We start from the raw sequence: 15,135 nt of genomic DNA on the forward strand, positions 1-15,135 counted from the left end.
TTTTATTTAATACGAAAAGCATGCTCTTAAACAGGCATGCTTTTTTTATGCACCTAAAATCAGCAATTACTGGAACAACAATTTTAAGTTAACCCCAAAATTTGTGAAAGCAGTGTTGAAAGATTGGGATGTGTAAGGCTTGGTAATATTAGAATCATAAAACAACTGTAGGTTAAAGCGCTGGTTAATTACATAATTTACAGAAGGCCGAACGGTAATGTTTTTGGCACCTGATGAAATATCGGCTTCCTGTACATCTGGCCTGTAAATCACTGTTTTATTATCTGTTAAAGCAAAATCCATTTTAAAAGTCATCTCATTTTTAAGTTGCAAATTGCTGAACAAGCCAAAAGGAAAACGAAAATTAGTGGTATGATAACCAAAACCAAACACCAGGTTGCTTTCGTTCTGCTGGGTTAACTGACTGTTTGATAAACTTAGACTAAGTGCCCTGCTTTTACGATACTCAAAGTTGGTTGTCATGCTGTTTTTAAAACGGACATTGAAACCAAGCAAAGGCACAAATTGCTCAAAAATTGTAATTTGTGCATACTGATATAAAGGTAAAAAATCATTGTTTGCATCGCGAACATTTACTGCCCCGTTTGCCTCAGAGTAGCGTAGCAAAGTGTTAAACCCGTTAACACTGTACGAAGAACGATAACCATGACTAATATCAAAAGAATCAAAAAAATCGGCTAAAAAAGGTACTTTACTTAATCCGTTGTATTTAATGTCCCAGTTTGGGATCGGGATTTTCGGAAAACCGCCTACACTTATACTATTTACATCTTTTCCCGAATAAGCTGCCAAAAAAGCCGGTACTAATACATCCTGATCGTTAGCACTGTAGCCATCAGCAAATCCATTAGTTACAGTATGGGTTGAATTTGGGTTTTGCCTTCCTAACCTTTGTGAAATTACGGCACGGTTATCTAAAAACTTTTGAAAAACAGCCGAGGTGTTATTGATGCCTGAAGTTTTAGAAAAAGCGGTAGGCAGGGTAAAATAAGAAATACTATAATCACCGGAAGTTATCGGGCTAAGGTTTTCTATTTCATTAGTTACAGGTGAGAATTTAAAGTTAGTTTGATAATTCAGGTTACGTGTACGAAAAGCAATCAGTTCTATCCTAAGGTCCGGAAAAGGTTCTAATACGCCCCGCAAGTGCATATCCTCATTTAGCGTTTTTGTAAAGAGCTGATTTTGCAACGTATCCGTAGTAATCCAACCATTTGAAATGGCACGGCTCCGAATATCAGCCTGGCTGCCTAATAAAAACCCAATGCCTGGTGCATTATAATTCAGGTCTTCTCCCAAAAATTTGGTCTTTGGTAAATAACCCGGTAAAAATGTTCCTTCTGTGCGCGTGTAAGTCCCGCTTATGTTTTTTACACCGGTTAAAATCTGTAATAATAAATTACCCAATCCGCCTTTGCCTGCTACGTTGGCTTTGCGTAAAACCGGAAATTTATTATACAAACCTGTAAAATTAAGCACCGGATTAAGTTGTATAGTACGTGAGTTTTGGATGGTGTTTCCAACATTTAAAGTTGGGTCCTGCAGCGAAAATAACGCCTGCGAATTCCAGTTAAACTGCGTACTGTAACGCATAACCATACTGATCCAGTCTAAGCCGGGAATTTTATTAATTGGCGTAGTATAGTTAAAGTTGATGGTATGCGTGTAATTAGTAGTCCGGCCTAATTTTTTCAGGTTGTTCCACAGCGTATCAGCTTTTAAACCGTTTATCCTTCCTGCAGGTTCATCAACCACGCCTAAATTTGTAGCATCAAAGTCCATTTGCAGGGATTTAGTAAGGTTCCATCCAATACCATAAACCCGATTGATCAAAAAGCTTTTATTATAAGTAGTTGTTATCGGGATATAATTTTCAGGATCATTATTGCGTAAAGTATTTTCAGAATAAAAACGGTTTAAGTTGATGCTGAAATTTAACCTTGATGGCAACAGGCTGAAGTTTATATCCTGAAACAGCTTTAGCATATTGTTCTTGATTATTTTTTGAAACGGACTGTAAAATTTAGGCTGATTGTTATAAATGTAATTTAAGCCAACCACATAAGTTTTTTGAAAAGCATTTTCTGTAATAAAATCATGGTGATCGTATTGCGTATAAACGTAAGTAGCGCTCAGGTTCTCTATGTCCCAAATGTGGCTTTTAGCATTTGGGGTTGTTTTTACTTTACGGATGTTGGTTAAGTTGATGCTTTTTCTAACGGTATAATCCTCTGCTGCATTCAGGATAGAATCTTTTTTAGTTTTTGATACCTGTGCCAGTTCTGATTTTAAGTCGATATCCGGAGAGGCAGGGTCGTATTCCGGTATAATTTTCTGATTAGAATAATTAACGTAAACTGGTATTTTAACTCCTGATTTTGTTGGAAAAAACTTGCCGAGTTCTACATTGGCCGAAACATCTACCGATTGATTATCACTCAGGCTCCGGTCGCTAATCCTCGAATCTAAAGTACCAAAACCAATAGTACTTTTACTGCCCGAAATACTTACGTCGGCCAGATCTGCCAGCTTAGCATTAAACCTGCCGGTTGCAGCCCAACCCCCTTGTTCTTTAAACCCGGTAAGCCTTAATTCATTAAACCAAACAATAGCTGATTTATCCAAACCATCGTCTTTTCCCGGAGGGGAATTACCTTTGTAAGGGTTACGCACACCAAGCATAATTGTTCTTACCCTGCTTAAATCCGGCTGTCCTTTTATCGTTATCCGGTTAACACCATCGGTATAAGTAAAAGGAACATTTAAAGGCCAGGGTGTACCGTTTAACCTCGCATTGTTACGTGCTGTTTTGGCACTGGTAAGTAAAGAGAGTTGCAAAGCAAGTCGGTTAGATACAGGCCAAATGGCGTCAGGGTCCCGCGTGCCTGTTGGTGTTATCTGTAAAGGGATTTCATACTCGTAGTAATTGTCTATATAATCGATACCTAAACGTATAAACGCGCTTACGTCTCCGTTTTGTAATTGTACTCCTTCTGCATGGACAAACATTTCCAGCTCTTTGTACTGGCGCAAATCATTAGAAAAAGTTTTAAAAGTAGCTTTAGAATACCCATCACGCAGGTTTTTAACGGTTGTTTGCAGCGCCTGCTCGTTTAATTGGGTATTGGTATTATAATTATTAAAATCGCGCTGGCGGGTAATTCCGGGCGGTACTACATAAGGAATTGGCGTACGGTTCCCGTTTTCTTCAATGTTTACGGTAGATACATCAATAGTAGAATTATCTAAAGAAGGGTTTACAATTGCCGGATCTGCAATGATATTGGCTGTACTGTTTTCAGTATTAAAAGCACGCCATTCGCCGCGTATCAGTTGCAGCCTTGCAAAACGCAAAATGGAAGTATCTGCAAAATTAGTCATGAACATCCGTATAAAACGAATTGCTTTAAAATCCTCAATATTGCCAACTTTAGACTGGTAACTTGTTATAGGCACACGAAACTGGTACCAGGTAACAGCTTGTGTATTTCCGTTAGCTAATTTAACCTGGGAAGTTACTTTATCAGCAATAAAATTTTGTCCTACAATCATATCCTGTGGCCTGATAGAAACTTTGTACTGAAAGTATTCATCTGCCTGGCTCATGTTATTGTCGCGGTTTACATCTTCCCCATCAGGCAATGAAGTAGAAGCTGAATTATCCAGCCCAAGTTGTGCTTTGGATTGTTCCGTTGTTTTTGAGTTGCCTTCTGTTCCGTTATATTGGCTGTACCGACGCAAAATTCCGGCATTAGATTCATCGTATTGTGCCCCTCGGAAATACAGATAATCATCAGAAGAAGGGTCGTTATTAATTTGCGAAAATGCTGTAGGGCTTAAAGTTGTACGAATTTGCTGGATAAAAGGAGCATACTTTTGCCGTTCGTCTGCATCTGCCATCCCGTCTAAACCTACATCCTGCAATGTTCTTGCTGCCGGGTCGTTATCAAAAGATTGTACTACAGGCTGTAGTTTTGGTATCCTTCCCCAAACCGTTTCATCTACTTTTGATATATCACCATCGGCAGGCAAACCATTCTCCAGGCTTTTCCGGCCGTCTTTTAAAATATCTTCCGAGATACTGCCCAGGTTAAAATACAGATCGCCACCGGTAGAAGCAGTTTTATTAATAAAGGGGTCTAAAAGCCAGAATTCAATGTACTGCACATTTAAAGATTCAAAATCGTTACTGTCCATCCTGCGGAAAATACCGCCCCACCTGCTTTGCGGGTTTTGTAACGAACCATCATTATTAACACCAGTTGTAGTAAAATTATACGGGCCGCGAACTTTGGGATAAAAAGCCAGGTCTAATGTTGGCAAACTTAAAGGCTGGCCGGTAATGCTTTGTTTATAGGGGAAAACTTCTTGTTCTAAAACCTCGCGAACATAATTGTTTGATAGTTCATTTCTTGAATCTGGCAAAGGGGGCGCCAGGGAATTGCTGCGGTTATAAAAAATCGGGTCAATATTGTAAAAAGCCAAACGCGCACGGTTGTAGCCATAAGACAAATCATTATCCAACTGTGATTCCGGAAATAACTGCGGCGTACCCGAAAGCTGCCAGTTTACTGCGCTTTTTATATCAATTAAAGAACTGCTGTTTTCAAAATCGTCCAGATAAGCTGTTCCATTAGAACCGGCAAAATTTAATGCAGCCGGATGGCCAGGCAGCAATTGTGCAAACTCGCCACTAAAATTAACAGATGAAGGCGCTTTGGTTGAAATGAAAGGCAATTTATCAACCAAACGGGTCAATAACCTGGAGGATGAACTATAAGTTCCGTCAAACCCATAAATTGTGTTAGAAATAGACTCATCGCCAACACTTACTTTTTGGGTGATCGGTTGTTCTGTTAAATGCATTACGGTTGCACCTAAGTTGAGCTTATTGTTCATTTTATAATCAAACCTGGAACCGTACAACGATTTTTGCTGGATGCCATACAATTCGTTGCTTTCTAATTTGATATTAATTGGCTGGCCAGAGGTTAACAAAGCCTGGTTAATAATCCTAATCCGGCCGATATTGTAATCAACTGTATAATCAGACCCTTCTGTTAACCGTAAAGTACCGGCCGTAACCACAACAGAACCTTGCGGAATATTAATAGCATTTAATTGAAACTCGGAACCAGCCTGAGAAGAATAAGTACCGCGGATAACATAACGGTTTAATTGCGGAAAAAACTGCTGTGCAATTGTTTTAGTAGAATCATAAAGCTGCTGATAAACATAGCGGCTTATCAAATCCTGCTCAGTTACAGGGTTAAATTGTTTGGCTAAATCAGCACCAAAAGGTTCAACAACCGGAAAAGTAATACGTCCGTTCTGCGAATCAATCGTTATCCCTTCCAAAAAATCAAAATAACCATCCGGCTGTTTGGCATTTTGCTGGTTTAAATTATCCAAACCGGTTAATTGTATCCAAAGTTTTCCGGTTGTTTTCTGCCCTTCGCCCATTACCGGTTTCTCGATACTTGATTTATCATCTAACCGGGCAATAGTTAATTTAAAGTCATTCGGACTGATTTGATAAGCACCTAAAGTATAGATGTTTTTCATCATCAAATCCCAGGTTGGTAAACTGGTTTTTAACAATTCGTTCTTCAACAATTTAGTATATAGAACTTTAGGCGTTGCTGCATCAACCGGAATATCGGTAGAAAACTCTCCCACCTGATATTCGGTTCCATTATAAGTATAACGATACGCCACGGCTAATACTTCATCATTATTTAAAGGATAATTTAAAGAAATGTAGCCTAACTGCGGATGCAGAACAAACTCGGTTGCCGTTAGCTTTCTGGCATAAGTTAGTTTGCCGTAATTATCTGTTCGTCCGGTGGACTGGAAATAATTAGCAACATCATTTGAATTGGTTAAACGGGCACCGGCAGGCAGGTTTTGTAATAAATTGTTTGACTGTTGCGTAAAGCCTGGGCCTTGAAAACCAGCAGGCAAAGCAGAAAAACCCGGGCCGCCGCGAACTAAAGACGTATTATAAGGAGTATATTCCCCTAAATCCAGAAAAGCAAGTATATCCCTCGAATCTTTCGTGGTATTGCTTCTGTTGGTTACCCAAACTTCTATTTTGGTAATGTTAATGTTTGAACTGATGATAGGAATATTAGCCAGTGCCTTATTGTAGTTATTGCGAAAATACTGCGATAAAAAGTAATGTCGGTTTGCTTCATAATCAGAAGGGGAAAGGTTAAAGTTGCCTTGCTGAGAACCATTAGAAATAGTAATCTGGCGGCTTTGGGAACGTTGCTGAGAAAAAATACTTGTTACATTTAGCTTTCCAAACTGCATTTTTGTTTTTACACCAAATAAAGCCTGGCTACCGCTGATAAGCGAAGTTGGCAAAGACATGCTTACTGTTCCGGCCTCTATTTTCTGGATAATCTCGTCCGGCTTTCCGGTATAATCCAATTTTAATTGGTTTTCAAACTGAAACTGGGCTTCGGTATTATAATTAGTCGAGATTTTTAATTTATCACCGATAGAACCGGTAACATTCATCTGGATCCGCTGGTCGAAATTAAAACTGCCCTGGTTGCGTTGCCTGGTATTAAAAAGCGGGTTTTCGTTTTTGTTGATCTGCCCGGCAAAAATTACTTCTGCCGATCCCTGCGGGCGGATGTCGATCACATCACTTCCAAAAATCTTTTCAAAAGTCTGGCTTCTCACTTTAATTTGCGGGATAAAACCTGGCTGCTGAGAATCTTTGGCATATTTATCTGATAGCTGTTTCCAGTTCTCTTTAATTTCGCCGCTTTGTTTTAATTTCAGATACTCCAGGTAAGTAAGGTAGCGTTGTGGGCGATAAAGAAAATTACCTACCTTTTCTGTTAAAATATAGCGGTTGGTAGCTGCATCATATTCTACTGTTTTAACCAGGTTGGGAGGATCAGGAAGAAAATAACCCTGCCTTAACTGGCTGCTCCTGCTTTCTTTGGCAATATCAGGTGTTTGTACTTTTACAGTATCACTTTTAGTTGAGCTTGTTGATGCTTGCTGGGCAAAAACTTTTATATTACAGCCTAACGCTATAACATAACACACTCCGCACATCATCGTTCTGGTAAATAATTTCACCTGTTAAGCAAAAAATAGTAATTATAAATTCTTCAAAGCAATTTTTATTAGTTTTTCTACTGTTAAATTTTCATCATCCTTTTTTACGATCTGACCGATCACTTTTTCTGCCGCATTTTTTGCAAAACCAAGCATCACCAGTGCAGATAAAGCCTCCTCTTTAACAGTATGGTTTACAGGAACTGAAATTAAAGAATCTGGCCCTTCTTTTTTTAACTTATCCTGCAATTCCAAAACTATTCTTTGAGCCGATTTCGGACCTATTCCCTTAATCCGCTGTATCAAAGGCACATCGCCTTTTATAATGGCTTGCTGTATTTCTGCAGGTGTGATGGAGGAAAGCATCATCCGGCCAGTGTTTGGCCCGATCCCCGATACGGATATCAGGTGTAAAAACAACCTTCTTTCACCTTCATCTGCAAATCCATACAGCGTATGTGCGTCTTCTTTTACGTAGAGCCAGGTAAAGAGTTTACAATTATTTTCGTTTGCCGAAAGTGCAGAATAAGTATGAAGAGAAATATTGATGTGATAGCCAATACCGCCAGCATCAATTACAACGTAGGCAGGGCACTTAAACGCCAATTTACCATTTATATAATCGTACATCCTTTACAGAATTTTGTTGTATGGCTATCGAATATGCTGATGCTGTTTTTACCAGTCTTTTCTTAGTGCGCCTTTTGTTTGTGCATCTACCACCGCAATGGTAACTACGTTCACAATTTCTCTGACCGAGCTACCTAATTGCAATACGTGAACAGGCTTGTTCATCCCCAGCAAAATTGGGCCTACAGCTTCGGCACCGCCTATTTCCTGCAATAATTTATAAGCAATATTCCCCGATTCGAGATTAGGGAAGATGAGCGTATTGGCAGGTGCCCCGTTTAAGGATGAAAAAGCATAATTATCTTTAAGCAGCGTTGGGTTCATGGCAAAATTGGCCTGCATATCGCCGTCAACTACCATTTCCGGGTATTGCTCGTGGAGTAATTTTACTGCCTCACGTGTTTTTTCTGGCACAGCACCTTCGTTAGAACCAAAATTGGAGTAAGAAAGAACTGCAACACGTGGCTTGATATTAAACTGTTTAACAGAACGCTCGATCAGTACTGTAATATCTACCAGTTCCTGTGCATCAGGATTAACGTTTACAGTTGTATCACCAAAAAAAACAGGCCCGTTTTTAGTGATCATCATATACATTCCGGCAACCAATTTTACACCAGGTTCTGTACCAATTACCTGCAAAGCCGGTTTTACGGTTGCAGCATAATTTCGGGTTAAGCCAGAAATTAAAGCATCAGCATCACCAAACTGCACCATAGCTGCTCCGTAATAGTTACGGTTCCGCATCAACTTTTTGGCATCAAACAAAGTAATGCCCCTTCGCTGGCGTTTTTTAAACAAGAACTCGGCATATTTTGCAGAATTATCTGTTCCGTTAAGCGGATCAATAATTTCTACGCCGTCCAGTTCCAGGTCATTGGCCAGCATTAGTTCTTTGATTTTTTCTTTATTGCCTAATAGAATTGGCGTTGCAATACCTTCGTCCCGTACAATCTGTGCCGATTTCAGGATTTTATAATTATCAGCTTCTGCAAATACCACACGTTTTGGCTCTGATTTAGCTTTGCCGGAGATGCTCCGCATCAGTTTGTCTTCTTTACCCAAACGGCGGATCAGTTCTTCCCGGTAAGCATCCCAGTCTGTAATGTGCTTACGGGCAATACCAGAATCCATTGCAGCTTTAGCCACAGCAGAAGATACAGTTGTAATTAGCCTGGAATCAACCGGTTTTGGAATGATGTAATCTTTGCCAAACTTAAAATTGCGGGCATTATAAGCTAAGTTAACTTCTTCAGGAACAGGCATTTTGGCTAATTCTGCAATTGCTTTTACGGCAGCCAGTTTCATTTCTTCGTTGATGCTGGTTGCCCTAACGTCCAACGCGCCACGGAAAATATAAGGAAAACCCAATACGTTATTTACCTGGTTTGGATAATCAGAACGGCCGGTAGCCATAATTAAGTCCGGACGTGTTGCTGTTGCCAGTTCGTAAGATATTTCCGGTTCGGGATTAGCCATGGCAAAAACAATAGGGTTTTTGGCCATTGTTAACAGCATTTCCGGTGTAACTACATTTCCTGCCGACAGACCGATAAAAACATCAGCATTGTTCATGGCATCAGCAAGTGTTTTTACATCTGTCCGGTCGGTAAAAAATTGCCTGCGGATATCATCCAGATCAGTGCGGCCATGGTGCAGCAAGCCGTCTTTATCAAACATGATCAGGTTTTCTTTTTTTACACCGATAGCCAGGTAAAGCTTGGAGCAGGAAATAGCTGCTGCACCTGCCCCGTTTACCACTATTTTTATTTCATCAAGTTTTTTGTTCTGTATTTCAACGGCATTCATTAAAGCAGCACCAGAAATGATTGCTGTGCCATGCTGATCATCGTGCATTACCGGAATTTTCATTTCTTCTTTTAACCGCCGTTCAATTTCAAAACACAGCGGGGCAGCAATATCTTCGAGGTTGATGCCGCCAAAAGTAGGTTCCAGGGCTTTTACAATTTGTACAAATTCATCTACATTTTTAGTATCCAGTTCTAAATCAAAAACATCTATATCAGCAAAAATTTTAAAGAGCAGGCCTTTACCTTCCATCACCGGTTTTCCGGCTGCCGGCCCAATATCGCCTAACCCTAAAACTGCTGTACCGTTACTAATAACAGCTACCAGGTTGCCTTTTGCTGTATATTTATAAACGTCTTCCGGGTTTTCTGCAATACGTAAACATGGCTCGGCAACACCGGGCGAGTAAGCTAAAGAAAGGTCGCGCTGCGATTGTGTTGGTTTAGTTGGCAAAACCTGGATTTTTCCCGGGCGGCCGGAAGAGTGGTAATCAAGCGCATCCTGCTTGCGGTTATTGGCCTTGCTTCTTTTACTCATAGATTTTTTATTTAAATTTTAGAGGTAAAAAAAGTCCCGGTAAAAGAAGTACGGGGACTTTTATGCATAGTATACTAAAATATTAACTACGGTTAATTTTAAGTGTCATGCCGGGACGAAGCTGATTACCTTTTAAAGTATTTAAAGCTTTGATACTTTGCACCGTAGCGCCTTCATACTTCTCAGCAATTACATTCAAAGTATCCCCTTTTCTAACCCTGTAAGTATAATAACTTTTTATTGATTTTTTTTCGGGAGAAGCAACTTCTGCCGATACTGTTTTTATCAGCAATTTCTGGCCGGGCACTACCGCAACTGTATGCAGATGGTTCCAAACTTTTAAATCCTGCACTTCAACTCCGTACCGGTCTGCTATTTCAGACAATCTTTCACCCTTTTTAATCCGATGATACTTTATATATTCTGCCTGATGGGGGTGGCCATCCTGAGCAGAAGTTAATAGCATCCGCGGGGCTGCTTCTGTATCAGAGTCATTTAGCGCGGCATAAACATTAGCAAAGTCAGCATAAACTGTTTTAGGAATAATGATGCGTTTAGGCTTATCAGCAGTACCATTAACAATGCGCTTTTTGTAAGATGGGTTGAGGATGGCCATCTCCGAAGGGTCTATTTCTAAAGCGTTAGACAGGTTATTAAGCGAAACAAGCTTGTTAACCAACACAGTATCGTTTTTTGTAGAAAAATTGCACTCTTGCGGTATAATCTGGTGCTTTTTATAAAAATTCATCACATAAGTTATGGCAATATATGCCGGCACATAACCACGTGTTTCTGCCGGTAAGTAGTTCCGTATCGACCAAAAATCATTTCCTCCCGATCTTTGCATTGCCTTGATTACATTGCCTTTTCCGCAATTATAAGAGGCAATAGCCAGTAACCAGTCGCCAAAATCATTATAAGCATCTTTTAAATACCGGGCAGTAGCATGGCTTGCCTGCACCGGATCTTTACGTTCATCAACATAATTATCCATTTTCAAACCGTAAAGCCTTGCTGTAGCAAACATAAACTGCCACAGACCGGTTGCACCAACCCGGGAAACGGCATTGGGGTCTAAAGCAGATTCTACTACCGATAAGTATTTAATTTCATCCGGAATACCTGCTTCCTGAAAAGCTTTCTCGTAAATTGGGAAGTAATATTTAGCCAGGCCAATGATTTTTGACATTGCATCCTTTCTTTTTGGTGCTGTATAAATGTCAATGTAACTCTGTACGTACTCATTATAGTTCAATGGGATTTTTTTCTGTATAGAATCCAGTCTGGATTTGTACACCATGTTCTGATAAGAGGTCAGTAAAAGTTCGTCAACTATCGGTACAGGAACTAAAGTATCAGTTCTTAATATAGATGGAACGGTTTTTGTTGGTTTAGCAGAAGAAGACAAATTAACAATTTGCTTTGCTTTTAAATTGATAGCAACAACAGGTGTATCTGCCTGTATCGGTTTATTATTTCTATTATGCTGTGCATTTGCAAAACTTGTAAACAATAAACAGCCAGCAATAATTAAATATTTTTTCATTTTTTAGAAAAAAGGTTTACCTGCAAAAGCGTTAACTTAAGCAAGTTTTAAAAAATAAGCTGAAAAATTTAACAGATCACCTTCAGCAAATGCCGGGGCAAGCAGTTGCAACCCTAACGGCAAACCTTGTGCATTGTTGCCTGCAGGTAAAGAAATTGCCGGAATACCTGCCAACGAAGCCTGGACTGTAAAAATATCTTCCAAATACATTACGATTGGGTCTTTTACAATTTCGCCGATATTAAAAGCTGCTGTTGGTGTGGTAGGCGTCAGGATAAAATCATACTTCCTTAAAATTTCATCAGTTTTATTTTTGATCAGCCTTCTTACTTTTTGCGCTTTGGCATAATAAGCATCGTAATAACCGGAACTCAATACAAACGTTCCAAGCATAATGCGCCTTTTTACTTCTTCACCAAAACCCTCTGTCCGCGTTTTTGTATAAATCGTTTCTGTATCGGTTGCATTAGGGCTTCTGTAACCATAGTGTACGCCATCAAAACGGGAAAGGTTAGAGGAAGCTTCTGCAGTAGTTAACACATAATAAGTTGGCACTACATAATCTAAGTAAGCAAACGATACCGGTTCTACCACATGTCCGTCTGCCTGCAACTGTTCTATTTTTTTGCGCATCAGGTCTTTTATTTCCTGATCAACACCCTCACTTTCTAAAATTTCCTGGATATAGGCAATGCTTTTTTTACCGGTAGTTTTTAAGGAAGCCGAATAGGAAGGAACCGGGTTTAATGCCGCAGTACTGTCGTAATCATCACTGCCCGCTAACACTTCCAAAAGTAAAGCGCTGTCTTCTACAGAACGGGTAATAGGGCCAACCTGATCAAACGAAGAAGCATAAGCAATAATGCCATGGCGGGAGATGCGGCCATAAGTTGGTTTTAAACCAATAACGCCACAAAAGGAACAAGGTTGACGTACAGAACCACCTGTATCTGTTCCTAAAGCGGCCAAACATAAGTCTGCCTGAACAGCAACTGCAGAACCGCCGGAAGAGCCGCCGGATACTCTTTTTATATCCTTAAAATTTTTAACCGGGCCGTAATAAGAAGTTTCGTTAGAACCGCCCATTGCAAACTCATCACAATTGCAGCGGCCAATGATAATTACATCTTCGGCAAGCAAACGTTCTATTACCGTAGCCGAGTAAACAGAAGTAAAGCCTTCCAGTATCCGCGATGATGCACTTACCTGATGTCCTTTATAACAAATATTATCTTTTATCCCAATGATCATACCGGCCAGGCGGCCAGCTTTTCCTTCTTTTAATTTTTGGTCGATAAAAGAAGCATTGCGCAAAGCTTCTTCATCAAAAACCTCGTTAAAGGCATTTAAGTTTTTGTGCTGATTTATTCTGTCCAGGTAATATTGAACCAAAGAAACAACAGTAATTTTATCATTTCTTAAATCGTCCTGAACTTCTTTGAGAGAAGAATAAAATTTCATAAGGGCGCCAATATAAAAAAACTTACTGTAATAGATTCAAACATCTTAACAGTAAGTTAATTTATAGCTATTGCTTTAGCAGGCAATACGTTCCAAAAGTAATTAAACAAGAACTTATAAAGTTGTTGTTTCGTCCCTGCGCTCGGTAGTTGTAGAAGCAGGATTGGTTGTAGTAGTATGATTGGTTGTAGTGGAAGTTGGCTCGTTTGAAGCATCTTTAAACTCCTTTACGCCTTTTCCTAAACCTTTCATTAATTCAGGGATTTTTTTTCCTCCAAACAACAATAAAACTACTGCTAATATTAAAATGATTTCTGGTGCACCTAATCCACCCATGATATTTATGATTTAATGGTTAATATTTAATTAATTTCGGTAGAATTTGAATGCGGATGATTTTCTGAAGGATAAACAGTTGGGCGTGGCGTAATTTCAGGCTGATCAAGCGGACTAACATCAGGAACCGCAGCCGTAGTTGTGGTTGTAGCAGCGTTAGTAGTTGGCTCCTGATTAATTTTAACTTCATCAAAACTGTTGATCTGGTTATGAATTTCCCTTTTTACACCTTCCGAAGCATCTTTAAACTCACGGATGCCTTTTCCTAAGCCGCGTGCAAGTTCCGGCAATTTATTGCCTCCAAAAAGAAGCAGCGCTACACCAAGGATCAGGATTAGTTCCGGTGTGCCTATATTTAAAAACAAATAAACTGGATGTAACATAACTTTTATTTTTAATGAACAAATATAAACAATAATTAATATAACAATTCAAAGCTTAATTCTCTGCAATCCAGCTTTGCGGGTTCTGTGGTGTAAAGCCTTTCCATAATTCAAAATGGACTTGTGTATCTCCGCTTTCAGGATCAACACCAGCCACACCAATTGTTTGCTTCAGGCTTACTTTCTGGCCTTTTGTAACACTTGCAGACCTTAAATTAATATAGGCAGTAAAATATTCGCCATGACGGATCACAACTAAATAAGAACCATCCACATTTTCCACCTTGCTTACCTCTCCGGAAAATACCGACCTTACTGCTGCGCCTGCATTTGTTTTAATATCAACGCCAGGGTTCTCTGTTTTAATACCTTGTATATACGTCATTCCAAACCGTCCAACAATCACACCATTTGCAACCGGCCATGGCAACCTTCCCCGGTTCCCTAAAAAATCATTCGACAGCTTTGCAGCTTCTGGTGTGGCAGACAATACATCTGTACCTTTTGAAGCTGGCTTTGCAACTGCTGCCGGTTTATTTTCTGCCTTTGCTTTTGCCGCTGCTATCCTTGCTTCTTCTGCCGCTTTTCTTCTTTCCTCTTCAATTTCCCTGCGGATAGCGTTTGAAATTGCCCGGTTAAGCTGGTCCCTGGCCTTTTTCTGTTTAGCAATCTGGTTTTTGGTCAGCTTTTCCTGTTTACTCAGCGTATTTACAACCTCAGCCTGATTGTCTTTTTCCTTGCCTAACTTTTCTTTCTCTTTTTCCTGGTCTATTAAAATATTATTTTTTTCCTTCTTATTATGATCGAGTTCTATAATTTTAATATGCAGGTCTTTCTGTGTCCCTTCAATATAGCCTGCCTGCCGCCGCCTATAATCGCCAAACTGCTGCATATATTTTAACCGCTTATAAGCCTGGTTAAAATCACTCGCTGCAAAAACAAACATGAGTTTATTATAGGCACTCTGGTTACGAAAAGCAAAAAGCACCATAGCTGCATATTCTTTTTTAAGCTGATCTAACTGCGATTGTAAACTACGTACGTTGTTACTGTTGTCAGAGATTTGATGGTCCAGCAATCTGATTTCAGAATTGGCAGTTTTGATCTTTTCTTCCCGCAAATCAATCTGTGCCTTTAACAGGCTTAATTGCTTTAACGATGTTTTTTTATCACTGGAAATCCTGGTATATTCATCATTCAGCTTCTCCAGCTCACTGGTAATTTTATCTCTGCGCCGTTTTAATTCTGCACTGCTTTGCGCAAATCCATGTATCGTAAACATTACAAAAAACAAGAGCAGTAAAGTTTTTTTCAACTTCATCATTAGCTTTT

At 39.6% G+C, this 15,135-nt stretch carries 8 protein-coding genes; all 8 read right to left on the bottom strand.

From position 1 onward, the window contains the following. Positions 1-66: 66 nt before the first annotated feature. A complete protein-coding gene (gene sov / locus GO621_RS00250) occupies positions 67-7,101 on the bottom strand; it encodes a T9SS outer membrane translocon Sov/SprA (RefSeq protein ID WP_157563607.1) in 7,035 nt (2,344 codons plus the stop codon). Between the two features lie 42 nt (positions 7,102-7,143). Beyond that, positions 7,144-7,731, bottom strand: a complete 588-nt coding sequence (ruvA, locus tag GO621_RS00255) for a Holliday junction branch migration protein RuvA (RefSeq protein WP_157562730.1) — start codon at positions 7,729-7,731, stop codon at positions 7,144-7,146. A 48-nt stretch (positions 7,732-7,779) separates the two neighbouring features. Then, positions 7,780-10,077: an NADP-dependent malic enzyme gene (locus GO621_RS00260; protein ID WP_157562733.1), complete on the bottom strand. Its 2,298-nt coding sequence runs from the start codon at positions 10,075-10,077 to the stop codon at positions 7,780-7,782. An 82-nt stretch (positions 10,078-10,159) separates the two neighbouring features. Beyond that, entirely contained in the window at positions 10,160-11,623 is a 1,464-nt protein-coding gene (locus GO621_RS00265; protein WP_157562735.1) for a lytic transglycosylase domain-containing protein, read from the bottom strand. A 36-nt stretch (positions 11,624-11,659) separates the two neighbouring features. Continuing rightward, a complete protein-coding gene (gene gatA / locus GO621_RS00270; RefSeq protein ID WP_157562738.1) occupies positions 11,660-13,084 on the bottom strand; it encodes an Asp-tRNA(Asn)/Glu-tRNA(Gln) amidotransferase subunit GatA in 1,425 nt (474 codons plus the stop codon). Between the two features lie 114 nt (positions 13,085-13,198). Next, complete coding sequence (gene tatA / locus GO621_RS00275) at positions 13,199-13,420, bottom strand: twin-arginine translocase TatA/TatE family subunit (RefSeq protein ID WP_157562741.1); 222 nt, start codon at positions 13,418-13,420, stop codon at positions 13,199-13,201. Positions 13,421-13,446: 26 nt separating this feature from the next. Next, complete coding sequence (locus tag GO621_RS19265) at positions 13,447-13,803, bottom strand: Sec-independent protein translocase subunit TatA/TatB (protein WP_157562743.1); 357 nt, start codon at positions 13,801-13,803, stop codon at positions 13,447-13,449. Positions 13,804-13,858: 55 nt separating this feature from the next. After that, positions 13,859-15,127 carry a murein hydrolase activator EnvC family protein gene (locus tag GO621_RS00285; protein ID WP_317163356.1) on the bottom strand — a complete coding sequence of 423 codons (1,269 nt, stop codon included), beginning with the start codon at positions 15,125-15,127 and terminating at the stop codon, positions 13,859-13,861. Positions 15,128-15,135 lie beyond the last annotated feature (8 nt).

Source organism: Mucilaginibacter arboris (assembly GCF_009754915.1).
Classification (GTDB): Bacteria; Bacteroidota; Bacteroidia; order Sphingobacteriales; family Sphingobacteriaceae; genus Mucilaginibacter_A; species Mucilaginibacter_A arboris.

Excerpts from the sequence above, each read along its gene's own strand:
- sov (WP_157563607.1), bottom strand. The coding sequence starts at position 7,101 with ATGATGTGCGGAGTGTGTTATGTTATAGCGTTAGGCTGTAATATAAAA.
- ruvA (WP_157562730.1), bottom strand. The coding sequence starts at position 7,731 with ATGTACGATTATATAAATGGTAAATTGGCGTTTAAGTGCCCTGCCTAC.
- GO621_RS00260 (WP_157562733.1), bottom strand. The coding sequence starts at position 10,077 with ATGAGTAAAAGAAGCAAGGCCAATAACCGCAAGCAGGATGCGCTTGAT.
- GO621_RS00265 (WP_157562735.1), bottom strand. The coding sequence starts at position 11,623 with ATGAAAAAATATTTAATTATTGCTGGCTGTTTATTGTTTACAAGTTTT.
- gatA (WP_157562738.1), bottom strand. The coding sequence starts at position 13,084 with ATGAAATTTTATTCTTCTCTCAAAGAAGTTCAGGACGATTTAAGAAAT.
- tatA (WP_157562741.1), bottom strand. The coding sequence starts at position 13,420 with ATGGGTGGATTAGGTGCACCAGAAATCATTTTAATATTAGCAGTAGTT.
- GO621_RS19265 (WP_157562743.1), bottom strand. The coding sequence starts at position 13,803 with ATGTTACATCCAGTTTATTTGTTTTTAAATATAGGCACACCGGAACTA.
- GO621_RS00285 (WP_317163356.1), bottom strand. The coding sequence starts at position 15,127 with ATGATGAAGTTGAAAAAAACTTTACTGCTCTTGTTTTTTGTAATGTTT.